Source organism: Actinoplanes oryzae, from assembly GCF_030757795.1.
Classification (GTDB): domain Bacteria; phylum Actinomycetota; class Actinomycetes; order Mycobacteriales; family Micromonosporaceae; genus Actinoplanes.
The window spans coordinates 138442-160415 of record NZ_JAUQWH010000002.1 but is presented as its reverse complement, the minus strand read 5'-3'; the positions used below and the strand labels follow the sequence as shown (position 1 = coordinate 160415).

Sequence of the window (21974 nt, the reverse complement as noted above, 5' to 3'; positions counted from 1 at the left end):
TCACCGGCGGAACAGGTCCTCCAGAGCCCGTTTCGCCACATCGGGATCCCGCCGGATGGCCGCCCGGAGCTGGATCTCCCGGAACTCCCGCCGGGAGCGCTCCAGCTCCTTCTCCCACCCGTCCTTCGGCACCACGAGCTCCTCGGCGACCAGAAACTCGATCAGATCCTCGAGCGCGGGCCGGTAACGCCGGCCACCCACGGGAAAGTGCAGCTCGCCGAACTGCTTGTTCTTCCGCCGCCGACTCAGCCTGCGCATGATCTGCTCGGCCTCGTTGTGCTGGGCGAGGATCTGAAGATGAGCTTCGGGATAGCCGGCTTTGTTCCGCTCGAAGTCGTAGTGGAACCAGCCGTCGAGCGCGTCGCGAGCGCCCTGAACGCGGAAGGTGGAGGTGCGCACCGCCAGATGCGCGCCCTCGTCATCCAGGCCGAGAAGGTAGTGAACGTTCAGATACAGCGGGACCCGAGGGTCAGCTGTGGGCAGCTCGATCACTTCCCTCTTGCCGCGACGCGACGCGACAGCCACAGCACATGTGGCCGCATCAGCCTGAGTTGTCGCCCGAATGCTCGCGCCACTGGCGACAGTGGTGTTGAGGAGACGCTGAATGGTGTCGGCGAAACGCCGGGCGCCGCGCTCGAGGTCACTGAGTGGCATCGAAGTACATCCAGACGATCTTGGCATCGTGAGAATCGAAGACGTCCTCGCGCGCCTGCGCCTTGAGCTCCTCGAGGGTGAGGCCGAGCCGAGCGAGCTGGGCATCGACCTCCTCCTGCCACTCCTCACGGGTGAGCCGGACGAACTCGGCCCGCTCCTCGGCGCGCTGCGCTGGCACAAGGGTCATGGTCATTCCTTTCTCTCGAAGGGATGGCATAAGACTAGGCTTGTCATTGGACAGTGTGCAAGCGACATCTTGACGTTGGCACAAAGCGCGCCCCACCAGCATGGGCGTCGGCCTGGACCCACGACGTCACGCCGGATGCGGGCGCTGCGGCCGCGACCCCGCGCCCAGGTCGCCGGCCGCCGGTCCGGCCTTTCGTCGTGCGTACTCATAAAAACGGCGAAACCCCCGTCCCAGCGCAACCGGAACGGGGGTTTCATCACGATAAATCAGGCCATCGACAGCGAGAACTTCCCCTTGCCGTACCGGGCGACCTCGATCGTGAGATCGAGCCGCTTGCCCAGCGCCAGGAAGTGCGCGCGGGCGTCGTTCGGCAGCGAGCCGCCCGGGTAGATCACCTGGTAGAGCTTGACGTGCGGCGCCCCCTCGCGGTTGAGGAGGCTGGTGAGGATGTTGAAGGCCTCGCCGAGGTTTTCCGCGAGGTTGGGAAAGAGCGTCTTCTCGTCGATGGCGTCCTCGGCCGCGCCGGCGGGGAGCAGGCCCAGGGCCGCTCCCACGTTGGCCGCCAGCGAGAGCTGCATGCCCATCACCGCGTAGATCTTCTGGGACGGGTCCGTGTAGATGGCGATGGTGCCGAGCGGGAGGTCGTCCGCGGTCATGGGGTCGCCGGGGGCGACGTTCACGTCGCGGCCGAGGAGGTCCTCGAAGAGGTTGCGGACGGCCAGGGAGGCGGGGAGTACCGAGGTGTCAGACATGGGTACATCATCCCAAAATAGGAGAGAAGGCCTCTTGGAATTGGTCAGCTGTGAAGGGCTTGACGATGAAGAAGGCCGAGCCGGCGCTCTCCGCCGCGTTCTTCATCTCGTCGGTGCACTCCGAGGTGACGAAGCCGAACTTCACGTTGTTGCCCTCGGCGCGCAGCTTGCGGAGCACCTCGATGCCGGTCATCTCGGGCATGTTCCAGTCCGAGATGATCAGGTCGGGGCTCTCCGACGCCGCCTTGGCGGCCGCCTCCGCGCCGTCGGCGGCCTCGACGAGGTCGTGATTGTCGAAGCCGGCCTGGCGCAGCGTCCGGGTCACGATCTGGCGCATGACCCGGCTGTCGTCCGCGATCAGGATCTTCATGCGTTGTCCCCCTGCTTGGTGCTCTGCCACATGGAGATGGAAATGGGCTCGCCGTCCCAGACGCCCCACAGGCCGCTGATCCGCTCGGCGGCCGGATAGTACGAAGCGGTCTGCGGCGCCAGCACGACGGTGGGCAGCGAGAGGAAGCAGCCGGCGGGCAGCATCGCCTTGACGTTGCCGCCGACGATGTTCGCCAGCTCGCCCAGCACGTCCGAGACGTCCTCCTGGCCGACCTCGTCGAGCTCCATGGCGAGGAACGCCGCGGCGGCCTTCTTGGCGGCCTGCGTCGAGGACGCGTAGACCAGGTGCCCGTGCCAGGTGCCGGTGATGGACACCGTCGAGTGCACCTCGGTCGGCTGGTCGGCGTCAGCGGTGGGGATCAGCGGGCTGACCCCCTCGGGGTCGAGGTAGGACGCCCAGACCTGTTCCACCATCTCGGCCAGGTCGTCCTCGGTCACCACGGTTTCGACGCTCATGAGTTCGCTCCGGTCGGTACCAGGCCCAGCAGGGCCAGCTTCTCGATCATCGCTCCTTCGGTGAAGGGCTTGATCACGTATTCGTGGGCGCCCGCGGCGAGGGCCCGGACGATCTGGCTCTGTTCGCTCTCGGTGGTCACCATGACCAGCGTCATCTCCCGCAGCCGGGGTTCGGCGCGGACCTTCGTCACGAACTCGAGCCCGTTCATGTTGGGCATGTTCCAGTCGATGAGGGCCAGTTCCGGCACCTCGGTCATGGTGGCCAGCAGGTCGAGGGCCTCCTGGCCGTCTCCCGCCTCCACCGCCTCGAAGTTCAGCTTCGCGACGATGCGCTTCAGAATCATCCGCATCGCCCGCGAATCGTCGATCACCATGGCGCGCACCGCAGCTCACCCCTTCCTGACGGCACCGGCTGGCACCGCGCTTCGGACCCGGTAGGCGGACGTACGTCCGGCCGCCACCCGCTCGTAGTTGTCGTCGATCCCGATCGTCGTCTCGGCCGCGCCGAGGAAGAGCCAGCCGTCCGGGCGCAGCAGCCGGGCGACGTTGCGCAGCACCGACTTCTTCGTCGCGACGTCGAAGTAGATGAGCACGTTGCGCAGGAAGATCACGTCGAACGGCTGCATGGGCGGCAGCGGCGCGACGAGGTTCATGTGCTTGAACGACACGTTGCGCCGCAGGTGGGGCGCGATCCGCCAGTGGGCGCCCACCCGCTCGAAGTACTGCACCAGCTGGGACGCCGGCAGGCCGCGGTTGACCTCGACCTGGCTGTACTCGGCGGCCTCGGCCCGTTTGATCATCTCGGTGGAGATGTCACTGCCCATGATCTCGTAGTTCCAGCCCGCCGGCAGCGCTTCCTGCAGCGTGATGGCCAGGCTGTACGCCTCCTGGCCGCTGGAGCTCGCCGCCGACCAGAGCCGGAGCTGACGCGCGCTCCCCCGGCTCTTGACGAGCTCGGGCAGCACCACGTCGGTGAGCGCGGTGAACGGCTCCCGGTCGCGGAACCACGACGTCTCGTTGGTCGTCAGCGCGTCCACGATCCGGCGCTGGTCCGCCGGGTTGGGCTTGCGCTGCAGGTTGGCGATGAACTCGGCGACGCTCGCCGCCCCGACCTGCCGGGCGACCGGGATCAGCCGGGCCTCCACCAGATACTCCTTGCCGGGGGCGAGCACGATCGCCGCCTCGCGCCGCACGAGCTGGGACACGAACTCGAAGTCCGCCTGCGACAGCGTCATCGGGTCACCGCCGTCGCTCGTGGCGCCCGGCCGGCCTGCACCCGCTGCACCAGCGCCGCGGCGATCCGGTCCAATGGCAGCACCTCGTCGGCGAGGTTCGCGCCCACCACGGCTCCGGGCATGCCCCAGACCACCGAGGTCGCCTCGTCCTGGGCCAAGATCTCGGCCCCCGCGTCACGCAGCACTTTCGCACCACCCCGTCCGTCGTATCCCATGCCGGTCAGCACCGTCGCGTGTACGGCAGCCCCGTAGAGGGCCGACACCGACCGGAACATCACGTCCACCGCCGGACGGCACGAGTTCTCCGGCGGCGCGCCGCTGAGCTGGGTCAGCGTCGCGGTGCCCCGGCGTTGCAGCACGAGGTGCTTGTCGCCGGGAGCGATGTATGCCGTGCCCGCCGTCAACTCCATGCCGTCGGTGGCCTCGACCACGTGCAGCGGGGTGCTGCGGTCCAGCCGTTCGGCGAACATCCGGGTGAAGACCGGCGGCATGTGCTGGGTGACGACGATCGGCACGGGCAGGTCCGCGGGCAGCCCCTGGAAGACCTTGGTCAGGGCGTCCGGGCCGCCGGTGGACGAGCCGATGGCCAGAATGTCCACCCGCGTCTGGGGACCGCCGCGGCGCACCGGCCGCGGGGGCGCGGCGGCCGGCGGGCGGGCCGGCAGGCCGATCCGCGACACCGGTGGCGGCGCCGCTCCCGGGCGGGGCGGGGCAGCTCCGGGGCGGACCCCGGGCCGGCGTCCCCCGGCGAGCGCGTGGATCTTGGGAACCAGCTGCTCCCGGACCGCCGCGATCGACTCGCTGACCGACCCCACATTGGAGGGCTTGGTCACGTAGTCCGTGGCACCCGCGGAGAGGGCCTCCAGCGTCGCCGACGCGCCCGAGGCCGACAGCGTGCTGAACATGATCACGGGGATCATCCGGTGCCGCTTGCGCAGCTCGCGGACCGCCTCGATGCCGTTCATCTGCGGCATCTCGATGTCCATGGTGATCACGTCGGGCTTGAGCTGGTCGATCTTCGCCTGGGCCAGCAGCCCGTTGGAGGCGGTGCCGACCACCTCGATGTCCGGCATGCCGCCGAGCGAGTCGACGATGAGCCGGCGCACGACGACGGAGTCGTCGACGACGAGCACTCGGATCATCGATGTCCTCCGTTCATCCGAGCCACGCGGGGCCTAGGGCGGCGATCACCGGCGACAGCAGCCGGTGCGCCGTCGCGGTGTCCAGCAGATCCCGTACGACCAGCGCCTGCACGGCGCCGCTGAGCATGTTCCACACGCCACCGGCCCGCTCGGCGAGCGGGATCGACGCGATGTCGATCGCCTGGACCAGCAGCATCTGCGCGGCCGCGGCCGTCCGGACCCGGTCCGACAGGTACGCCGCCCACGACGCCGAATGCACCGCCGGCGACCACCCTCCCGCCGAGCGCCGGGCATCCGCCGCCGAGGAGGTGAGCCGGGCCAGGTCGTTCGCCGAGAGCGAGCGCAACCGGTCCAGCAGGGCCGACACCGCGTAGTGGTGCGGTCCGAGGTCGATGGGCTTGCCGGCCGGCAGCTTGCGCAGGGCCGACACCCAGCCGGCGCCGAGCATCCGGCGGGTCTGCTCGTCGAGCACTTCCCGCAGATAGCTCGCCACTGCGGCGTCGCAGAGCAGCGCCGTCGCCGAGGCCGCCGTCTCCGACTGCGCGGCGTCCCGGCCGCTGCCCTCCCACGTCCACGCCATCACGTCGTAGCGCAGACAGGTGAGCAGCGCGTCCACCGAGCCGATGGGGGCCCGCTCGACCAGCGCGAGCGAGCTCGCCGGGTCGTCGGGCTTCATCCCCTTCAGCGACGGCAACCGGCGCGCCGCGCTCTCCACCTCGACCCAGAGCGGGCCGCGCACCCCTTCGTCCGGCAGCCGCTCGGCGAGGGTCGGCAGGTCCCCGGAGCTGAGGCGCAAGGCGCGCAGCAGCACCTCGGCGGTCGCCGACCCGCCCTTGAGGCGGGTCAGGTCGAAGCCGAGCACGGGGGCACTGACCAGGCTGTACATCAGGTGGTGGCTCGGAACGTGTCGACCGCCTGGTTGGCGTCCAGGGCGAGCATGAGCCGGCCGTCCAGCTTGAACGTGCCCACGACCAGCTCCCGGGTCGGGCCGCTGAGCGTGTCCGGCGGCGGCTCGAACATGTCGTCGTCCAGGTCGACGACCTCGCCGATCCGGTCGACGAGCAGGCTGACCGGCTCGCCGTCGCCGCGCAGGATCACGTTCATGACCGGGCCCTGCAGCGCCTGCCGGGCCAGACCCAGCTGCACCCGCAGGTCCACCGCCGCGATCACCTGCCCGCGGAGGTTGAAGAGCCCGCCCACGGCCGGCGGCGCGAGGGGCACCGGCGTGTACTCGTTGTAGGAGAGGACCTCCTGCACGGTGTCGACCTCGACGCCGAACAGCTGGTCGGCCACCTCGAAGGTGGCGAACTGGCGGCTCGCCATGTCAGGCACCCACCATCATGTCGTTGCCGGACATCTCGCTGTAGAAGTTCGGGTCGGCGGCGAGGATCGCGCGGCGCACGTCCAGCAGCTCGGTGACCCGCTGCTGGATCACCGCCGTGCCGACCAGGCCGTCCTCCTCGACGTCGCGCCGGGCCGTGGCCTCGTTCTCGGCGATGTCGACGATCCGGTCCACCACCAGCGCCACGCTGCGGCCTCCCTCGCTGTAGACGACCACCGAGACGGTGTCGCCCTCCTCCACCTCGCTGTACGCGCCGAGCACGTGCGACAGCCGCATGAGCGGCAGGATCTGGCCGCGGTACTGCACGACCTCGCGCGAGCCGGCCTGTTCGATGCGGCTCCGCGGGAACTCCTCGAGCCGGGTGACCGTGTCGAGCGGGATCGCCACCCGGCGCTCGCCGACGGCCGTGATGAGCAGCCGCTCGCCGTTGCCGGTGCCGGCGCCCGCCCGGGACGTGCCGACCAGGTTCTCGCGGTCGCCCTCGGCCGCCAGGTGCGAGCGGCGGGCCAGCTGGGACACGTCGAGGATCAGGCCCACCTTGCCGTCGCCGAGGATCGTGGCGCCGGAGTAGAGGCCGATGTCCTTGAGGCGGCTGTTGAGCGCCTTGACCACGACCTCCTCGGTGTTGAGGACGCGGTCCACGACCAGCCCGAAGCGCCGGCCGTCGGCCTGCAGCACCATGATGTAGACGCCCTGGTCGCCGCCGACGTCGAAGCCGAGCGCCCGGTCCAGGCGGACCAGCGGGAGCAGCTTGCCGCGCAGCCGGTAGACGGGCGCGCCGGAGGCGTACTCGATCTTCGTGGAGTTGCCGTCGATGTAGACCAGCTCCAGCACGGCGACCTGCGGGATGACGTAGCGCTGGTCGCCGCAGTCCACGGTGAGCGCCTGCACGATGGCCAGCGTCAGCGGGATGTTGAGGCGCCAGACCGTGCCCTCGCCCAGCGTCGAGTCGACGCTGACCGCGCCGCCGATCCGCTCGATGTTGGTCTTGACGACGTCCATGCCGACGCCGCGGCCGGACACGTTCGTCACCTTGGCGGCGGTGGAGAAGCCGGGCTGGAAGACCATCGCCATGATCTCGCGCTTGTCCATGCCGGGCAGCTGCTCGGGCCGCAGCAGGCCCTTCTCCACGGCCTTCTGCGCGATCCGGTCCACGTCCATGCCGGCGCCGTCGTCGGCCACCTCGACCGCGACGTGGCCACCCTCGTGGTAGGCGCGCAGCGTCAGCGTGCCCTCCGGGTTCTTGCCGGCCGCGATGCGCCGCTGCTCGTCCTCGATGCCGTGGTCGACCGCGTTGCGCACCAGGTGGGTCAGCGGGTCCTTGACCGCCTCGAGCAGGGACCGGTCGAGCTCGGTCTCCTTGCCCTCCATGACCAGCTCGACCTTCTTGCCGAGCGACTGGCTCAGGTCCCGGATGACTCGCGGCAGCTTCGACCAGATGTGCTCGATCGGCTGCATGCGGGTCTTCATGATCCCCTCTTGGAGCTCCGAGGTGATCATGCCGAGCCGCTGGGCGCTGCGCACCAGGCCGGAGTCGCCGATCTCCATGACGCCGCGAACCAGCTGGTTGCGGGCGAGCACGAGCTCACCGACCATGTTCATCAGGCTGTCGAGCAGGTCGACGTCGACGCGGATCGCGCTGTCGGCGACGCTGCGCTTCGGCGACTGGGCCTGCAGCGCCTCGTTGACCGCGGCCGGCTGCGCCTTGCCCTCCTCGAGCAGGATCGTGCCGAGCTTGCGCTCGTCGCCCTCGAGCTGGGCCTGCAGCGCGGAGCTGACGTCGGAGGGCTCGGCCGCGCCGGTCTCGACCAGCACCTCGCCGAGCGGGCGGCGCTGCTCCTCGACCGGCTCGGGTGCCGGGCGTACGGGCGTCTCCGCCACCGGCTCGGGCTTCTCCTCGGGCGCCGCAGGCGGCGCCTGCGGCGCCGGCGCGGCGGGGGCGTCCGTGGCCGGCGCGTTCATCTGGGCGTGCACTGCCGCGATGATCGCGTCGACGTCGACGCCCTCCTCCGAGTTGTTCTGCTCGATCGCCTCGAGCAGGTTGCGGACGCCGTCGATCGTCGCCAGCAGCGTCGTGATCGTCGTCGGCGTCACCGGCTGGACGCCGTCGCGCAACCGCGACAACAGCGACTCACCCGCGTGCGCCAGAGTCTCCAGCCGGCTGAAGGCGAGGAAGCCACTGGTGCCCTTGATGGTGTGGATCGCCCGGAAGATCCGGGAGATCAGGTCACGCGATCCCGGGTCCTGCTCCAGCGCCACGAGGTCCCGGTCGATCTGGTCCAGGTTCTCGTGGCTCTCCATGAGGAATTCGCCGACGATCTCGCCAAGGTCTTCCACGCCTACCTCCTGCTCGTTTCCCAAAAGCCCTCATCGGTTCCACCCGGTCCCACCTGAGAACACCGGCTCAGGTGTCTCCTCCCGGGCGGCGGTAGCGGTAACCGAATCCGCGGACTGACTCGATGGGGCTCTCGTCGGGATCCGACCAGCCGAGCTTGCGGCGCAGCCGCAGCACGGCGAACTTGACACGTTCCTGCCCGATGCCGGTCGGGTCGTCCCACGCCTGGGTCAGCAGCTGGTTGGGGCTGAGCACCGCGCCCGCGTGCCGGACCAGCGCGTTGAGCAGCCGGAACTCGGTCGGGGTGAGGCGCTTCTCGTCGCCCTTGACATAGACCCGGCGCTTGGTCGGATCGAGGTGCACCAGGCCGTCGTCGTAGATCTGGCTGGCCCAGCTGTTCTGCCCGCTGGACGAGCGGCGCAGCAGCGCCTCCACCCGGGCGAGCAGCTCGTTGTTGGCGAACGGCTTGGTCAGGTAGTCGTCGGCGCCGCCGCGCAGGCCGCGTACCTTCTCCTGCTCCTGGCCGTGGGCGGTGAGCACCAGCACGGGTACGTCCGACACGTCCCGCAGCCGCTCGAGCACCTGCCAGCCGTCCATCTCCGGCAGGCCGACGTCGAGGACCACGAGGTCGGGGTGCTCGGCGTAGGCCTCCTTGAGACCCGTCCGGCCGTCGCCCGCGTGCGCGACCTCGTACCCCGCCCGGCTGAACAGCAGCCGCAGCGCCAGCGCGATGTCCGGGTCGTCCTCGACCACGAGCAATCTGCTCATTGCTGGGCCTCCTCCGGCATGCGGCCGCCCCGCTCTCGCACCTGGGGTCAGCTCGTTGCGCGTGCCGCCCGCGCCGGGCGGACGACGGCGATGAAATGTTCGAAACTCACGATAGCGTGACGTGTCGGTTCATATACGGAAAGTTATAGTTCAGCGTGCGAACCCCCACAGACGCCTTCGCGCAGCAGGCACGCTTCCTCTCGGTCATCTCCCACGAGCTGCGGACGCCGCTGACCACCATCGCCTCGTTCACCGAGAGCCTCGACACCGACGACCTGGCCCCGGCCGAGCGCTCGGTGGCCCTCAGCGCGGTGCGCCGCAACACCGACCGGATGCTCGCCCTGGTGCGCGACCTCATGGTGGTCAGCCGGCTGCAGACCGGCGACCTGGAACTGCGGCCGGGGCCCGTGCAGCCCGGCGAGGCGATCCGGGCGGCGGCCGACCAGCTGGCCAGCCGCGAGCCCTACACGGCGGCGCAGGTCGAGGCCGCCGCCGGGCCGCCGCTCACCGGGGACGCCGGCCTGCTGCGCGACCTCTTCTACGCGGTGATCGGCACGGTCGCGAGCGGGGCGGCGGACCGCTCCGCGACGGTACGCGCCGAGCCCGCCCCGGACGGCTGGGAGGTCACGGTCACCGCCCGCACGGCCGAGCAGCTCACGAACGAGGCGCTGATGGCGGGCATGCTGGCGGAGCCGGAGCCGCCCTACCGCCGGCGGAGCACCGCGCTGTGGCTGCTGCTCGCCGAGGCGATCGCCGACCGGCACGGCGGGTCGGTGGTGCTCACCTACGACCCGGGCACGGGCGCGGGGGCCGTGGTCCGGCTGCCCCTGACCATCCCCACAGCGTGACACGAGGCCGGGGCCGGAACCTCGTAAACGGCGAAAGAAGGGACATACGGCCGAGGGCCGGTGTCCGATGTCGACATGTTCAACCTGCTACGACGCATCGCCGTCACCGCGGCCCTGCCCGCCGCCCTGATCGCCACGACCGCGGCCCCCGCGCGGGCCGTCGGGCCGATGACCGCGCCCGCGCTGATGGACGAGATCCTGATCCACACCAACGACCAGCGCCGCCTGTACGGTTGCCCCGAGCTCGCCGTCGACCAGGAGCTGACGGTCGCCTCGGTGCGCCAGGCGCACTACATGGCGGCCACCGGCGACTTCGGTCACCTGGGCTGGCGCGGCTCCACCTTCGAGGCCCGCTCCCGTGCCGCGGGCTACGCCGAGCCCGCCGGGGAGAACATCGCCTGGGGCTTCGCCGACGCCGCCGCCGTGGTCGACGCCTGGATGGCCAGCCCGCCGCACCGGCGCAACATCCTCAACTGCGAGGCGCGCTCCTTCGGCGCCGGGGTGCAGCGGGCCGCCGACGGCACCCACTACTGGACGCAGGTCTTCGGTTACTAGAGAGCGCAGTTGACCAGGACCGGCTCGGGGTGCAGCGTCACGCCGAACCGGTCCCGGACCCCGTCGCGGATCTCCCGGGCGAGGTCCAGCAGCGCCTCCGTCGAGCCGCCGCCCCGGTGGGTGAGGGCGAGGGTGTGCTTGCTGGAGATGGCCACGCCGTCCCGGCCCGCGTACCCCTTGGTGAAGCCCGCCTTCTCGATCAGCCAGGCGGCCGGCACCTTGACCGTGCCGTTCGGCGCCGGCCAGCTCGGGGGCTCGCCCGCGTCGGCGAGCCTGTCCTGCACCGCCGCCCACTGCTCGGCGGAGAGCACCGGGTTGGTGAAGAAGGAGCCCACCGAGCGGGTGTCGGGGTCCTCCGGGTCGAGGACCATGCCCTTGCTCGCGCGCACCTTGAGCACGGTCTCGCGGACCCGCTCGGCGGCCACCCGCTCGCCCACCTCGACGCCGAGGTGCCGGGCCAGCTCGGCATAGCGGATCGGCGCGGAGTCGGCGGAGACGGGCAGCCGGAAGTCGACCTCGAGCACCAGGTAGCGGTCGTTGTGCTTGAAGACGCTCGACCGGTAGCCGAAGCGGCACTCGTCGAGCCCCATCCAGGTGACCTCGCCGGTGTCCCGGTCGACGACGCGCACCTTCTCGATCGTGCGGGCGACCTCCTGGCCGTACGCGCCGACGTTCTGGATGGGCGTCGCGCCCGCCGAGCCCGGGATGCCCGAGAGCGCCTCGAGCCCGGACAGCCCGCGCCGGACCGTCTCCGCCACGAAGTCGTCCCACGGCTCGCCGGCGGCGACCCGGACAAGCGCGCCACGCTGATCCTGGTCGACCACCTCCACGCCCCGGGTACGCAGGAGCAGCACCGTGCCGGGGAACCCGTCGTCGCCGATCACGACGTTGCTGCCGCCGGCCAGGACGAGGATCGGGCCGGTGGCCGCGCGTACGGTTTCGACCGCTTCGTCGGTTTCGGTGACGACTGACACCGTGCCGGCGGGGCCGCCGAGGCGTAGCGTCGTGTACGCCCCCAGCGAACTGGCATGCACTGCGGATGCGAGGGCGGGGGGATCAGCACTAACGTCAGGCACGACTTCACCCTAGGCCGAGGCGGCACGGGGCGATGGACTGGTGGTCCTCTTCGAGCGGGAGATGCTGATGAACAGGCTCAACGCGACGAAGGACTTCTGGCTGGCCGCGTTGCGCACCGACGGGCCGGCACTGCAGGACGCCGTGGCCGAGACCGGTCCGGACGCCGCGGTGCCCGGTTGTCCCGAGTGGACGACCGCCGACCTCGTCGAGCACCTCACCGCGGTTCTGCGCTGGGTCCGGGAGCTCGCGCCGCGCGGCGTGGTCGACAAGCCGGCCGCCCGGGTCGTGCCCGACCCGCGCCCCGGCTGGCAGGAGGCGCTCGACGGGCTGCGCCGGGAGATCACCGGCACGATCGAGACGCTCGACGCCCTCGACCCCGACCTGCCGTCGTGGACCTGGCCGGCGCAGGCGAAGAAGGCGGGCTTCTGGCAGCGGCGCCTCGCGCACGAGATGTCGGTGCACCGCTGGGACGCCGAGGCCGCCGCCGGCCGGCCGACGGCGATCGAGACCAAGCTCGCCGCCGACGGCGTCAGCGAGGTCCTCGACACCTGGCTGCCCGCGGGCTACCGCAAGGGCCCCACCGACCTGCACGGCGTGGTGCACCTGGTCGCCACGGACGCGAGCTACGAGTGGTTCGTGCGGCTGCGCGGCCCGGGCATCGCCCTGCTCGACACCGGCACGATCCTCGACTCCGACGATCACCACGCCCGGGCGCAGGCCACCGGCACGGCGAGCGACCTGCTGCTCACGCTCATGGGACGCGCGGAAACCGACAAATTGGCCATCCTGGGGGACCCGCGCCTCGTCTCGGCGCTGCGGGCGGGCTAGTTCCGCAACATCCGGGGGGCTCTCGCGGGGCCGTTTGGCCGTACGCTGGACCGGTTAAGTTGGGCGGCCCCGGGGCCCGGTCGGAGCGGATCGGGCGCGGTGGCCTCACGCAGAGAGCGGTGACGGCATGACGGCAACCGTGGAGGAGAAGTCCAGCGGCGAGCCGCTGAAGTCGGGGCTCCGGTTCCCGGACGGCTTCGTCTGGGGCGCGGCGACGGCGTCGTACCAGATCGAGGGTGCGGCGACCGAGGACGGCCGGGGCGCGTCCATCTGGGACACCTTCAGCCGGACGCCCGGCCGGGTGTTCCGCGGGCACACGGGCGACGTGGCGTGCGACCACTACCACCGGTACGCCGGCGACGTGCAGCTCATGGCGGGACTCGGCCTGGGGGCGTACCGGTTCTCGGTGGCCTGGCCCCGGATCCAGCCGGACGGCACCGGGCCGGTCAACACCCGCGGCCTCGACTTCTACGACCGGCTGGTCGACGAGCTGATCGGCAAGGGCATCGACCCGGTCGTGACGCTCTACCACTGGGACCTGCCGCAGACCCTGCAGGACCAGGGCGGCTGGACCAACCGCGGCACCGCGGAGGCCTTCGCCGAGTACGCGCAGATCGTCCACGCCCGCCTCGGCGACCGCGTGAACACGTGGACCACGCTGAACGAGCCGTGGTGCTCGGCCTACCTCGGCTACGGCAACGGCGTGCACGCCCCGGGCATCCAGGACCCGGCCTCGGCCCTCGTCGCCACCCACCACCTGCTGCTCGGTCACGGGCTGGCGGCCCGCGCGCTCAAGGCGGCCGGCGCCCAGACGGTCAGCATCACGCTGAACCCGGTCGCCGTCGCCCCGCTGGACCCGGCGAACCCGGCCGACGTGGCCGCCTCCCGGATCGTCGACGGCGTCGGCAACCGCATCTTCCTGGACCCGCTGCTGCGCGGCGCCTACCCGGAGGACGTCAAGCAGATCATCGCCCGCTTCACCGACCTGTCGCACATCCGCGAGGGCGACGAGGCGATCATCAACGCGCCGCTCGACGTGCTGGGCATCAACTACTACACGCCGACCTACGTGTCGGCCGTCCCCGGCACGCCGGCCGCCCTGGACACGCCGGGCAGCGAGGGCATCGCCTTCCGCAAGCCGGTCGGGCCGGTCACCGACATCGGCTGGCAGATCGAGCCGGCGGCGCTGACCCGGCTGCTCAACCGGATCCACGACGACTACGGCATCCCGATGATGATCACCGAGAACGGCGCGGCCTACAACGGCGGCGTCGACGACCCGGGGCGCGTCGCCTACTTCGACGGGCACCTGCGCGCGTGCCTGGACTCGCTGTCGTACGGTGTGGACCTTCGTGGATACTTCGCGTGGTCGCTCATGGACAACTACGAGTGGGCCGAGGGCTACAACATGCGCTTCGGGCTGGTGCACGTCGACTACACCACCCAGGAGCGCACCCCGAAGCGCAGCGCGCAGTGGTACAGCGACGTGATCCGCCGGAACGGCCTCGAGGAAGCGGCCGGGATCGAGGAGTGAGCTGATGGTGACGCGGGAGCGGCCGACCCTCGAAGCGGTGGCCCGGCGTGCCGGGGTGTCCCGGGCGACCGTCTCCCGCGTCGTCAACGGCTCGACGACCGTCGCCGTGGCGATCCGCGACGCGGTCAACCAGGCCGTGCGGGAGCTGGGCTACGTGCCCAACCAGGCCGCACGCAGCCTGGTGACCCACCGGACCGAGTCGATCGCGCTGATCCTGCCCGAGACGGCGAACAGGGTCTTCTCCGACGATCTCTTCTTCCCGGCGATGATCCGCGGCGTGAGCACCGAGCTGGAGGCCGCGGACAAGCAGCTGGTGCTGATGATGGCCGGCTCCTCGGCGAGCCACGACCGGGTCGAGCGGTACGCCATGGCGGGTCACGTCGACGGCGTCATGTTCGCCTCCGTCCACGGTGCCGACCCGTTGCCGGGCGTGCTGGCGCGGCTGGGCATCCCCGTGGTGTGCAGCGGGCGGCCGATGGGCGGCGAGCCGACCGTCTCGTACGTGGACGTGGACCACATCGAGGGCGTCGCCACGGCCGTACGGCATCTCCTGCGCGCCGGGCGCCGCCGGATCGCGACGGTGGCCGGGCCGCAGGACATGGTCGCGGGCATCGACCGGCTCGCCGGCTACCGGGCGGCCCTCGCCGAGGCGGGGCAGCCCGAGCTCGTCGAGGCCGGCGACTTCACCCGCGAGTCGGGGCTGTACGCCATGCGCCGCCTGCTCGCCGCGGACCCGGAGCTGGACGCGGTCTTCGTCGCCTCGGACATGATGGCCCACGGCGCGCTGCAGGCCCTGCGGGAGGCCGGCCGCCGGGTGCCCGCCGACGTCGCGGTGATCGGCTTCGACGACGTCGAGATCAGCCGGATCAGCGACCCGCCGCTGACCACCGTCCGCCAGCCGATCGTCGAGATGGGCCGCACGATGGCCCGGCAGATGCTCGGCCTGGTCGACGGGCGCACCGACCTGCCGGGCTCGGTCGTGCTCCCCACCGAGCTCGTCGTCCGCGCGTCGGCCTAGATCGGCTGGTCGAAGACCCGCCGGGACAGCAGGGCGGCGCCGGCGACCGCCGCGGGCATCAACAGGATCGCGCCCAGGGGGATCAGAAAGCACACGAAGACGGCCGCCCCGAAGCCGACCGCCAGCGGCCGGCGCCGGCGCAGCTCCTCCCGGCGGTGGCGCAGCCGGAGCCCGCGGCGCTCGAACGGCACCCCGGTCAGCTCCAGCGCCAGCAGCCAGCCGCCCACCGCGCCGCCGAGCACCGGGACCACGGTCTGCCCCACCACCGGGATGAAGCCGGCGACGAAGAGCGGGATGCCGAGCAGCACCGACAGACCGATCAGCCGCAGCGAGTCGGCGACGCTCCGGCGCACCGACTGCCACAGGGGAACCTCGACCTCGCCGGGCACCCCGCCGTAGCGCTGCTCGACGTGCCGGGAGATCCGCTCGTAGAACGGGTCGCCGATCGCCAGCGTGACCGCCGTGAAGGCCAGGACGCCCAGCAGGCCGGTCAGCCCGAGCAGCGCCGCGCCGCCCAGGAACCGCATCACATCGCGCCACACCGTGGACCAGTCGTCGGCGAACCACGTCACCGCCGCCGACAGGTCGCCGAGGAAGACGATCAGCGTGACCAGCGCGGCGGCGTAGAGAGCGCCGCTGATCAGGGCGGGGAGCAGGCCGAGACCGAGCAGGCGCGGGGTGCTCAGCACCAGGCCGAGGCCGCGCCCGAGAAAGCTCACGCCGGTGAAGAAGTCACGTACTGAGTCGCCCACGGGCCAGAAGCATAGGGGCCCGGCGCCCGCTCAGCGGCGGCGGTGCCAGCGGAGTTGACCGAAGCCGCCGGACGGCGCGGACTCGGAGGCGACCGGGCCGGGCTCGTCCGTCGCCGAGGCGCTCGGGTCGGCGGTCTCGATCGACGTCGGCGTGGGCACCGGCGGCAGGGTCAGCGTCGAGCCGGTGTCCGGGTCTGCCGCCGGCGACGTGGGCGGGGCGGACGATGGCGTGCCGGTGGCCGTCGGTGACGCCTTGGCCGGGGGCGCGCTCGGTGCCACGGACTCGATCACGGAGACCTGCCGGGTCTCGCGCGGCGACCAGGTCTCGGGAGTGGTCACCGTACGCGCGGGTTGCCTGCCGGCAGGGGCGGCGCCCAGGCCACCCGCGCCGCCCGGGGCCTGGGCGACCGCGGAGGGCGGCGTGCCGGGAGTGGCCAGCGACCAGCCGGTGACGACGGCGAACGGGAGACCGACGGCGACGATGCCGAGAAAGACCGATTTCGGGGTGAACCGCACGTTCCGTACACCGCGCGACGCCCCGGTTTGGTTACGGCCCGTTCGGCCGGTTCAGGAAGGCCGAAATGCGGGCCCGCAGCTCGCGCCGGTGGGTCCAGAGGACGGCCGGGCGGTCGTACACCTCGAGGTCGGCGCCCGGCAGCAGCGCGGCCAGCCGCTCGGCCCAGCCCACCGGGTGGACCTCGTCGCCGCGGCAGCCGATCACCAGAGCCTCCCCCTGGTACGCCTTGAGCAGCTCCGGGTCGGCCAGCGCCGGCTCCTGCCACAGCGTCTCCAGCTCCGGGGCGAGCCCGTCGCGGAGCAGCTGATCGACCCGCTGGCGCAGGTAGCTCCAGCCCGTCGGGGTGTTGCGCACCGAGGGCGGCAGCTCGCCCTCGACGGCCTCGGCGACCGCGGCTGCCTCCCCGGACTCGACGGCGGCGAGCAGGCGGGACAGCCGCTCCTCCGCGATCCGGGGGCGGACGCCGTCCAGCGGTGCCGGCAGGTAGAAGACCACCCGCTCGAAGCGGGTGGGATCGGTGGCGAGCAGCCGGGCGAGGGCCCCGGCGCCCATGCTGACGCCCACCGCCCGGGTCGCGCCCGCCCGGTCGGCGACGGCGCTCAGATCGGCGGCCAGGTCGGCGAAGCGCCACGGCCCCGGCGGCGCGTCGGAGCGGCCGTGCCCCCGGAACTGGAAGAACACCCGGCGGCCGGCCACGGCGCTGCCGAGCGGGCGGGTGCCGGCGATGTCCCCGGCGAGCCCGTGCGCGAACACGGTGACCGGGGTGCCGACGCCGGTGACGAGCTGCTCCAGGCGTACGCCATGGGGGGTCTCGACGAGCTCGGTGGGCGGGGCCGGCAGGGTGGGCCGGCCGCTGCGGGGCCCGGTGGGGCCGGGGCCGGGGGTCCGCGGGCCGCCGTCCGGGGGCGACGGCCTGCGGAACCTCACCAGAAGCCCTTGCCGTCCGAGAGGTCGCGCAGCCCCGGACGCACGTCGAGCAGGTAGATCAGCGCGGCGGCGATGCCGATCAGCCCGAAGATGCCGGTCGAGCCGAGCAGCAGGGTCAGCACCATGCAGACCGCGATGATGGCCAGCCAGGCGCCCTTGGGCAGGGTGCCGAGCGCCTGGAAGGCGTCGCCGCGCTGAGTGATGCAGTGGATAAGGGCCACCGCCTGCACGACCATCGAGACGATGGTGACGAGCAGGTTGATGTAGCCGACGACAACACCGTAGAAAAGCGGCGCGCTGGAGACCATGAGGGCAGTTTATGCCGCACGCCCCGGCGAACGCCGGGACGCGCGATCAAGGTCCGTCAGTGGCTCACTCGGCGACCGGCTTGGGCGCGGCCTTGGTGACGCGCTTGCGCGGCTTGACGGCGGCCGGCGTGGCCTCGACGGCCTTCGGCTCCTCGGTGGTCTCGATGTCGGCGTTGACCACGTCGGCGGCCTCGACGACGCCGGTGCCGACCACGCGCTCGCCCCGGGCGACCAGCGCCGTGTAGGCGGCGACGGCCCGCTCCTGGGCCACCTGCGCGAACGCCAGGGCGCTCGACGCGGCGGTGTCGCGCAGCTTGTCGAAGTCGGTGGCGGTGGCCTTCTCGCGCAGCGAGCCGGCCGTGGCGCCCGCGGTGTCGTTGGCGACGCGCAGCGAGGCGACGGCGCGGTCGCTGAGCTGGCTCACCACGGCGGGGAGCTTGCGCAGCTCCTGCAGGGCGAGGTCACCGGCGCCGGCGGCGGCGTAGAGGGGGGCGGGGATCCGGGTCTTGGTCTGCTCGGTCATCACTTCTCCTCGGATGGAGTGGTCCTGGGCGGGGGCGTGGCCCCTTCTTCGACGACGGCGACATCGGCGATCGCGGCCCGCAGGGCCTCGTCCTCGTCGGGCACGTCGACCGGGCCGGGCTCGGGCACCGCCGCGGCCCCGGCGGGCGCGTCGGCGGCGGCCTGCCGCGCGTTCTCGTTGCGGAACGTCTCGTAGATCTGGGTGAGCGACTGCTTCTGCGCGATCGTGAGGTCGGGGTCGACCGCGATCGCCGCGATCACCCCCTGCGCGCCCTCGCCGTCGAGCAGGCCGGCACGCAGGTACATCGCGGGCGTCGACACCCGCAGCGCGCTGGCGATCTGCTGCAGCACCTCGGCACTCGGCTTGCGCAGCCCCCGCTCGACCTGGCTCAGGTAGGGGTTGCTGACGCCCGCCTTGTCGGCGAGCTGCCGGAGCGAGATCTTCGCGGTCTGCCGCAGGTCCTTGATGAAGGAGCCGATGTCCTGGGGCAGATCCTTACCGGTGGCCATGTCCCGACGGTAGCCCCGGGTGCTAACTCCTGCAAGCAAAACGCTTGCAGGAGTTAGCGTGAATCAGGTCACCAGGTCGCGCGGACCTCGCCCACCTGCACCCCGCCGCCCAGGACCGGCACCTCGGAGAGCTGGGTCAGCACGGGCGCGTCGAGGCCCAGCTTGCGCAGCGCGGAGACGAGTACGGGCATCCGCGCCCGCATCGCCCCGTCGGCGATCTTGAGCGCCACCGCACCCGCCCCGGGCACGGCGACCGCGACCACGCCCTCGGCGCCGCCCTTGGACAGCAGCCCCGGCACCCCCCGCATGAGCAGCGTGTCGTCGGCGCCGGTGCCCGCGACCAGCTCCGGGTCGGCGCGCATCGCGTCGGCCACCTGCCGCTCGAGGCTGCCCTCCGGCGCCTCGACCAGCGTCTGGAAGCCCCGGGCCAGCGCGGTCAGCGAGAAGCCGAAGACCGGCGCCCCGCAGCCGTCCACCCCGGTCGCCGCGATCGGCTCGCCGACCAGCTCCTCCACGGTGTCGGCGACGGCCACCTGCAGCGGGTGCTTGGCGTCGCGGTAGTCGTCCCGGGGCCACCCGTTCGCCACGCAGGTCGCGAGCATGCCGGCGTGCTTGCCCGAGCAGTTCATGAGGATCCGCGAGGCGCCGCCCCCGGCGCGGAGCACATCGTCGCGCGCGCTCTCCAGCAACGGCAACGACTCCACGCAGCGCAGATCGTCCTCGGCGAGCCCGGCCCCGGCCAGGATCCGCCGGACCCGGGCCACGTGGAACGGCTCGCCGTAGTGGCTGCCGCTGATCAGAGCAAGATCGGCAGGCTCCCCCGTACGCAATCCGCTGCGCAGCATCCCCACGGTCTGCAACGGCTTGTTCGACGAGCGCGGGAAGACGGGACCGGTCACGTCCCCCGCGGCCGCGACGACCGCGCCGGACGTGTCCAGCACCACGACCGACCCCTCGTGCACGCACTCCACGAAGCCGGAGCGCACCACCTCGGCGAGGATCATCGGGCCGGCACCCCCAGCAGCTCGCGCGCCTCGGCCGTGGTGATCGGCGGGCGCTGGGCCAGCTGGGCGAAGCCGACGGCCCGCGCGACCAGCTGCATGTTCGACTCGACGGCGCGACCCTTGGCGTACGTCAGCGTGTCCTCCATGCCGACGCGCAGGTGCCCACCGGTCGCCAGCGACGCGAGCATGACCGGGATCGTCGACCGGCCGATGCCCGTGGCCGAGAACGTGGTGCCCGCGGGCAGGTCCCGGATCGCCGAGGTGCACGCGACGAGCGCCTCGGCCGTGCCCGGCATGCCGCCCGGCACGCCCATGACCAGGTCGACGTGGACATGGCCCCCGTACGGCAGGCCGTGCCGGCCGAGCAGCCGCTGCAGGGTCGTCAGCTGGCCCAGGTCGAAGATCTCGTACTCCGGCACGATGCCGCGCTCCTGCATCCGGGTGTGCAGGTCGACGATGAACTCCCAGCGGTTGAGGAACACCCCGTCGCCGAAGTTGACCGTGCCCATCGTGCACGACGCCATCTCGGGGCCCGCGTCGAGCACCGCCAGCCGGTCGGCCTCCGGATCGGTGACCGCGCCGCCCGAGGAGAGCTGCACGATGAGGTCCGTCGCCTGCCGCAGCGCCGCCACGGTGTCGCGCAGCCGGCCCGGGTCGAGCGTCGGCTCGGCGGCGTCGTCGCGGATGTGGACGTGGACGACGGCGGCGCCGAGCGCCTCGCACTCCTTGGCGGTGGCCACGAGCTCGTCCAGGGTCACCGGCAGCGCGGGTGCGGCTGCCTTCGAGCTCTCCGCGCCGGTGGGCGCGACAGTGATCAAGGTCCCGGTCATATCCGAGATCCTGCCACGCCTCGTTCTTACTCCGGATCGATCGCCGCCGCGGACTCCGCCACAGTCAGGCGGGCGTCGTCGGCGACGTTGCGCTTGAGCACGGCCAGCGCGATCATGCCCAGCTCGTGGTGCCGCACGGCGGTCCCGACGAACCCGACCTCCCGCCCGTCGAGCGTGACCGGCGTGCCGTGCGCCGGCGGGTGGTCGGTCGCAACGCCGTCCAGGTGCAGCAGGACCAGCCGGCGCGGCGGGCGCCCCAGGTTGTGCACCCGGGCGACGGTCTCCTGCCCCCGGTAGCAACCCTTGTCGAGGTGCACGGCCGCGGCGAGGAACCCGGCCTCGGCCGGGATCGTCCGGTGGTCGGTCTCCCAGCCCAGCCGCGGGATGCGATGCGCCACCCGCACCGCCTCGTACGCCCACAGCCCCGCCCGCGGCACCTCGGCCAGCCGCGCCGCGACGTCGTCCAGCCTGTCCCGCGGCACGAGCAGGTCCACGCCGAGCGGCACCCGGCGGGCCCACCCGCCCTCGAACGGCCGGACGTCGTAGCGCGCGGTCGGGCCGGACGGCACGGACCCGGCGGCGAACTTCGGCCCCGGGATCTCCGCCACCCGCGGCTCGGCCAGCTCGACGCCGAGCAGGCGCGCGGCGGTCGCGGCGGCATCGGGGCCCACCAGCGACAGCACCGCGATCTCGGCCGTGGCGTCCCGCGGCTCGACCCGCGTGAAGAAGCGCATCATCTGGAGATAGCCGAGCAGGCCGGCGCCGGCCCCGGGCTCGGTGTCGAGCCAGGTCGTCGTGCCGTCCTCGGTCACCTGGGCGTGCTGCTCGACGTGCCCGTGCGGCGAGAGGACGAGCAGCTCGGTGCCCTGCCCGGCGCCCAGGTCGCTGAGGTGCTGGGTGGTGATGGTGTGCAGCCAGCTCGCCCGCTCCTCGCCGGGCACGGCCACGACGTCACGGTTGGAGCGGTCGACCAGCCCGGCGCCGGTCTCCAGCAGGCGCTGCTCGCGCATTGGGTCGCCGTAGTGCGCCGGCACCCCGGCGTCGGCGGACTCCGGCTCGAGATCCTGAACCGCGACGATGGTCATGCTCGCTCCTTGCAGTCGCCGCAGACCCCGAAGAGGGACACGTGGCCGACGTCGACGCGGAAGTCGCACTCCCGCTGCAGCCGCTCGGTGACCGGCAACATGATCGACGGATCGACTTCCTTGATAGCCCCACAATTGCGGCAGACCAAGTGGACGTGCTGATCCTCACCCGCGGGATGGTAGGTCGGCGAGCCGTGCGACAGGTGGGTGTGATTGACCAGGCCCAGCTCCTCGAGCAGCTCGAGGGTGCGGTAGACCGTCGTGATGTTCACCCCGGCGGCGCGCTCGCGCACGGCGTGGTGGATCGACTCCGGCGTCGCGTGGCCCAGCTCATGGACCGCCTCCAGGATCAGCTGGCGCTGCGGTGTGAGGCGCAGGCCGCGCTCCCGGAGCATCTC

The 21974-nt window shown here is 72.0% G+C and carries 28 protein-coding genes; 5 read left to right on the top strand and 23 right to left on the bottom strand.

The annotated features are described in order from the left end of the window. The 12 genes from RBH18_RS01715 to RBH18_RS01660 all read right to left on the bottom strand — a co-directional run bounded on the left by RBH18_RS01715 (nucleotide 1) and on the right by RBH18_RS01660 (nucleotide 9261). Nucleotides 1-654: a hypothetical protein gene (locus RBH18_RS01715; RefSeq protein WP_306204011.1), complete on the bottom strand. Its 654-nt coding sequence runs from the start codon at nucleotides 652-654 to the stop codon at nucleotides 1-3. Continuing rightward, on the bottom strand, nucleotides 641-841 hold the full coding sequence (locus tag RBH18_RS01710; RefSeq protein ID WP_306204010.1) for a hypothetical protein: 201 nt from the start codon (nucleotides 839-841) through the stop codon (nucleotides 641-643). Before RBH18_RS01710 ends, RBH18_RS01715 begins: the two co-directional genes overlap by 14 nt. Before the next feature lie 266 nt (nucleotides 842-1107). Beyond that, nucleotides 1108-1593 carry a hypothetical protein gene (locus RBH18_RS01705; protein WP_306204009.1) on the bottom strand — a complete coding sequence of 162 codons (486 nt, stop codon included), beginning with the start codon at nucleotides 1591-1593 and terminating at the stop codon, nucleotides 1108-1110. Nucleotides 1594-1600: 7 nt separating this feature from the next. Then, the gene (locus tag RBH18_RS01700; RefSeq protein ID WP_305784850.1) at nucleotides 1601-1963 is read right to left on the bottom strand and encodes a response regulator; all 363 of its coding nucleotides are present in this window, start codon (nucleotides 1961-1963) and stop codon (nucleotides 1601-1603) included. Continuing rightward, entirely contained in the window at nucleotides 1960-2439 is a 480-nt protein-coding gene (locus RBH18_RS01695; RefSeq protein WP_306204008.1) for a chemotaxis protein CheX, read from the bottom strand. The genes RBH18_RS01700 and RBH18_RS01695 overlap by 4 nt, the downstream gene beginning before the upstream one ends. Continuing rightward, on the bottom strand, nucleotides 2436-2813 hold the full coding sequence (locus RBH18_RS01690) for a response regulator (RefSeq protein WP_246595167.1): 378 nt from the start codon (nucleotides 2811-2813) through the stop codon (nucleotides 2436-2438). Before RBH18_RS01690 ends, RBH18_RS01695 begins: the two co-directional genes overlap by 4 nt. Before the next feature lie 15 nt (nucleotides 2814-2828). Continuing rightward, the gene (locus RBH18_RS01685; RefSeq protein WP_306204007.1) at nucleotides 2829-3674 is read right to left on the bottom strand and encodes a CheR family methyltransferase; all 846 of its coding nucleotides are present in this window, start codon (nucleotides 3672-3674) and stop codon (nucleotides 2829-2831) included. After that, entirely contained in the window at nucleotides 3671-4816 is a 1146-nt protein-coding gene (locus RBH18_RS01680) for a protein-glutamate methylesterase/protein-glutamine glutaminase (protein ID WP_306204006.1), read from the bottom strand. The genes RBH18_RS01685 and RBH18_RS01680 overlap by 4 nt, the downstream gene beginning before the upstream one ends. A 13-nt stretch (nucleotides 4817-4829) precedes the next feature. Then, on the bottom strand, nucleotides 4830-5702 hold the full coding sequence (locus tag RBH18_RS01675) for a hypothetical protein (protein ID WP_306204005.1): 873 nt from the start codon (nucleotides 5700-5702) through the stop codon (nucleotides 4830-4832). After that, complete coding sequence (locus RBH18_RS01670) at nucleotides 5702-6139, bottom strand: chemotaxis protein CheW (protein WP_305784845.1); 438 nt, start codon at nucleotides 6137-6139, stop codon at nucleotides 5702-5704. The genes RBH18_RS01675 and RBH18_RS01670 overlap by 1 nt, the downstream gene beginning before the upstream one ends. 1 nt (nucleotide 6140) lies before the next feature. Continuing rightward, the gene (locus tag RBH18_RS01665) at nucleotides 6141-8495 is read right to left on the bottom strand and encodes a chemotaxis protein CheW (protein ID WP_306204004.1); all 2355 of its coding nucleotides are present in this window, start codon (nucleotides 8493-8495) and stop codon (nucleotides 6141-6143) included. 67 nt (nucleotides 8496-8562) lie between these two features. After that, entirely contained in the window at nucleotides 8563-9261 is a 699-nt protein-coding gene (locus tag RBH18_RS01660; RefSeq protein WP_305784843.1) for a response regulator transcription factor, read from the bottom strand. Between the two features lie 155 nt (nucleotides 9262-9416). Here RBH18_RS01660 and RBH18_RS01655 point away from each other — a divergent pair, with 155 nt between their 5' ends. Both RBH18_RS01655 and RBH18_RS01650 read left to right on the top strand, forming a co-directional pair. Continuing rightward, a complete protein-coding gene (locus tag RBH18_RS01655) occupies nucleotides 9417-10109 on the top strand; it encodes a sensor histidine kinase (RefSeq protein ID WP_306204003.1) in 693 nt (230 codons plus the stop codon). A gap of 60 nt (nucleotides 10110-10169) precedes the next feature. Continuing rightward, nucleotides 10170-10664: a CAP domain-containing protein gene (locus tag RBH18_RS01650; protein ID WP_306204002.1), complete on the top strand. Its 495-nt coding sequence runs from the start codon at nucleotides 10170-10172 to the stop codon at nucleotides 10662-10664. Here RBH18_RS01650 and RBH18_RS01645 read toward each other — a convergent pair. Next, nucleotides 10661-11740 carry a UDP-N-acetylmuramate dehydrogenase gene (locus RBH18_RS01645; RefSeq protein ID WP_306204000.1) on the bottom strand — a complete coding sequence of 360 codons (1080 nt, stop codon included), beginning with the start codon at nucleotides 11738-11740 and terminating at the stop codon, nucleotides 10661-10663. The two genes, RBH18_RS01650 and RBH18_RS01645, sit on opposite strands and share 4 nt — an antisense overlap. A gap of 67 nt (nucleotides 11741-11807) precedes the next feature. On the opposite strand from RBH18_RS01645, the gene RBH18_RS01640 reads away from it, so the two are divergent. The 3 genes from RBH18_RS01640 (at nucleotide 11808) to RBH18_RS01630 (ending at nucleotide 15121) form a co-directional block, all read left to right on the top strand. Beyond that, on the top strand, nucleotides 11808-12569 hold the full coding sequence (locus RBH18_RS01640) for a maleylpyruvate isomerase family mycothiol-dependent enzyme (protein WP_306204038.1): 762 nt from the start codon (nucleotides 11808-11810) through the stop codon (nucleotides 12567-12569). Nucleotides 12570-12696: 127 nt separating this feature from the next. After that, nucleotides 12697-14103, top strand: a complete 1407-nt coding sequence (locus RBH18_RS01635) for a GH1 family beta-glucosidase (RefSeq protein WP_306203999.1) — start codon at nucleotides 12697-12699, stop codon at nucleotides 14101-14103. Nucleotides 14104-14107: 4 nt separating this feature from the next. Beyond that, complete coding sequence (locus RBH18_RS01630; RefSeq protein ID WP_306203998.1) at nucleotides 14108-15121, top strand: LacI family DNA-binding transcriptional regulator; 1014 nt, start codon at nucleotides 14108-14110, stop codon at nucleotides 15119-15121. On the opposite strand, the gene RBH18_RS01625 is transcribed toward RBH18_RS01630, so the two are convergent. The 10 genes from RBH18_RS01625 to RBH18_RS01580 all read right to left on the bottom strand — a co-directional run bounded on the left by RBH18_RS01625 (nucleotide 15118) and on the right by RBH18_RS01580 (nucleotide 21971). Next, the gene (locus RBH18_RS01625) at nucleotides 15118-15873 is read right to left on the bottom strand and encodes an EI24 domain-containing protein (RefSeq protein WP_306203997.1); all 756 of its coding nucleotides are present in this window, start codon (nucleotides 15871-15873) and stop codon (nucleotides 15118-15120) included. The two genes, RBH18_RS01630 and RBH18_RS01625, sit on opposite strands and share 4 nt — an antisense overlap. Before the next feature lie 30 nt (nucleotides 15874-15903). After that, nucleotides 15904-16389 (bottom strand): hypothetical protein, encoded by a 486-nt coding sequence (locus RBH18_RS01620; protein ID WP_306203996.1) that lies wholly within the window; start codon nucleotides 16387-16389, stop codon nucleotides 15904-15906. 31 nt (nucleotides 16390-16420) lie between these two features. Further along, a complete protein-coding gene (locus tag RBH18_RS01615) occupies nucleotides 16421-17317 on the bottom strand; it encodes an alpha/beta fold hydrolase (protein WP_372338830.1) in 897 nt (298 codons plus the stop codon). Further along, entirely contained in the window at nucleotides 17314-17625 is a 312-nt protein-coding gene (locus RBH18_RS01610) for a DUF2516 family protein (RefSeq protein ID WP_306203995.1), read from the bottom strand. The genes RBH18_RS01615 and RBH18_RS01610 overlap by 4 nt, the downstream gene beginning before the upstream one ends. A 64-nt stretch (nucleotides 17626-17689) precedes the next feature. Continuing rightward, entirely contained in the window at nucleotides 17690-18148 is a 459-nt protein-coding gene (locus RBH18_RS01605) for a hypothetical protein (protein WP_306203994.1), read from the bottom strand. Continuing rightward, nucleotides 18148-18657: a helix-turn-helix domain-containing protein gene (locus tag RBH18_RS01600; protein WP_306203993.1), complete on the bottom strand. Its 510-nt coding sequence runs from the start codon at nucleotides 18655-18657 to the stop codon at nucleotides 18148-18150. Before RBH18_RS01600 ends, RBH18_RS01605 begins: the two co-directional genes overlap by 1 nt. A gap of 68 nt (nucleotides 18658-18725) precedes the next feature. Continuing rightward, nucleotides 18726-19661: an asparaginase gene (locus tag RBH18_RS01595; RefSeq protein WP_306203992.1), complete on the bottom strand. Its 936-nt coding sequence runs from the start codon at nucleotides 19659-19661 to the stop codon at nucleotides 18726-18728. Then, complete coding sequence (locus RBH18_RS01590; protein ID WP_306203991.1) at nucleotides 19658-20491, bottom strand: BKACE family enzyme; 834 nt, start codon at nucleotides 20489-20491, stop codon at nucleotides 19658-19660. The genes RBH18_RS01595 and RBH18_RS01590 overlap by 4 nt, the downstream gene beginning before the upstream one ends. 26 nt (nucleotides 20492-20517) lie before the next feature. Further along, nucleotides 20518-21576: a CAF17-like 4Fe-4S cluster assembly/insertion protein YgfZ gene (gene ygfZ / locus RBH18_RS01585; RefSeq protein ID WP_306203990.1), complete on the bottom strand. Its 1059-nt coding sequence runs from the start codon at nucleotides 21574-21576 to the stop codon at nucleotides 20518-20520. Then, nucleotides 21573-21971, bottom strand: coding sequence for a Fur family transcriptional regulator (locus RBH18_RS01580; RefSeq protein ID WP_306204036.1), 399 nt, complete (start codon nucleotides 21969-21971; stop codon nucleotides 21573-21575). Before RBH18_RS01580 ends, ygfZ begins: the two co-directional genes overlap by 4 nt. Nucleotides 21972-21974 lie beyond the last annotated feature (3 nt).

What these genes read in the sequence shown, in the direction of transcription:
- RBH18_RS01630 (WP_306203998.1), top strand. Translation starts at nt 14,108, where the DNA reads ATGGTGACGCGGGAGCGGCCGACCCTCGAAGCGGTGGCCCGGCGTGCC.
- RBH18_RS01640 (WP_306204038.1), top strand. Translation starts at nt 11,808, where the DNA reads ATGAACAGGCTCAACGCGACGAAGGACTTCTGGCTGGCCGCGTTGCGC.
- RBH18_RS01680 (WP_306204006.1), bottom strand. Translation starts at nt 4,816, where the DNA reads ATGATCCGAGTGCTCGTCGTCGACGACTCCGTCGTCGTGCGCCGGCTC.
- RBH18_RS01675 (WP_306204005.1), bottom strand. Translation starts at nt 5,702, where the DNA reads ATGTACAGCCTGGTCAGTGCCCCCGTGCTCGGCTTCGACCTGACCCGC.
- RBH18_RS01695 (WP_306204008.1), bottom strand. Translation starts at nt 2,439, where the DNA reads ATGAGCGTCGAAACCGTGGTGACCGAGGACGACCTGGCCGAGATGGTG.
- RBH18_RS01685 (WP_306204007.1), bottom strand. Translation starts at nt 3,674, where the DNA reads ATGACGCTGTCGCAGGCGGACTTCGAGTTCGTGTCCCAGCTCGTGCGG.
- RBH18_RS01590 (WP_306203991.1), bottom strand. Translation starts at nt 20,491, where the DNA reads ATGACCGGGACCTTGATCACTGTCGCGCCCACCGGCGCGGAGAGCTCG.
- RBH18_RS01660 (WP_305784843.1), bottom strand. Translation starts at nt 9,261, where the DNA reads ATGAGCAGATTGCTCGTGGTCGAGGACGACCCGGACATCGCGCTGGCG.
- RBH18_RS01610 (WP_306203995.1), bottom strand. Translation starts at nt 17,625, where the DNA reads ATGGTCTCCAGCGCGCCGCTTTTCTACGGTGTTGTCGTCGGCTACATC.
- RBH18_RS01605 (WP_306203994.1), bottom strand. Translation starts at nt 18,148, where the DNA reads ATGACCGAGCAGACCAAGACCCGGATCCCCGCCCCCCTCTACGCCGCC.
- RBH18_RS01595 (WP_306203992.1), bottom strand. Translation starts at nt 19,661, where the DNA reads ATGATCCTCGCCGAGGTGGTGCGCTCCGGCTTCGTGGAGTGCGTGCAC.
- RBH18_RS01580 (WP_306204036.1), bottom strand. Translation starts at nt 21,971, where the DNA reads ATGCTCCGGGAGCGCGGCCTGCGCCTCACACCGCAGCGCCAGCTGATC.
- RBH18_RS01635 (WP_306203999.1), top strand. Translation starts at nt 12,697, where the DNA reads ATGACGGCAACCGTGGAGGAGAAGTCCAGCGGCGAGCCGCTGAAGTCG.
- RBH18_RS01700 (WP_305784850.1), bottom strand. Translation starts at nt 1,963, where the DNA reads ATGAAGATCCTGATCGCGGACGACAGCCGGGTCATGCGCCAGATCGTG.
- ygfZ (WP_306203990.1), bottom strand. Translation starts at nt 21,576, where the DNA reads ATGACCATCGTCGCGGTTCAGGATCTCGAGCCGGAGTCCGCCGACGCC.
- RBH18_RS01705 (WP_306204009.1), bottom strand. Translation starts at nt 1,593, where the DNA reads ATGTCTGACACCTCGGTACTCCCCGCCTCCCTGGCCGTCCGCAACCTC.
- RBH18_RS01715 (WP_306204011.1), bottom strand. Translation starts at nt 654, where the DNA reads ATGCCACTCAGTGACCTCGAGCGCGGCGCCCGGCGTTTCGCCGACACC.
- RBH18_RS01670 (WP_305784845.1), bottom strand. Translation starts at nt 6,139, where the DNA reads ATGGCGAGCCGCCAGTTCGCCACCTTCGAGGTGGCCGACCAGCTGTTC.
- RBH18_RS01710 (WP_306204010.1), bottom strand. Translation starts at nt 841, where the DNA reads ATGACCCTTGTGCCAGCGCAGCGCGCCGAGGAGCGGGCCGAGTTCGTC.
- RBH18_RS01600 (WP_306203993.1), bottom strand. Translation starts at nt 18,657, where the DNA reads ATGGCCACCGGTAAGGATCTGCCCCAGGACATCGGCTCCTTCATCAAG.
- RBH18_RS01690 (WP_246595167.1), bottom strand. Translation starts at nt 2,813, where the DNA reads ATGGTGATCGACGATTCGCGGGCGATGCGGATGATTCTGAAGCGCATC.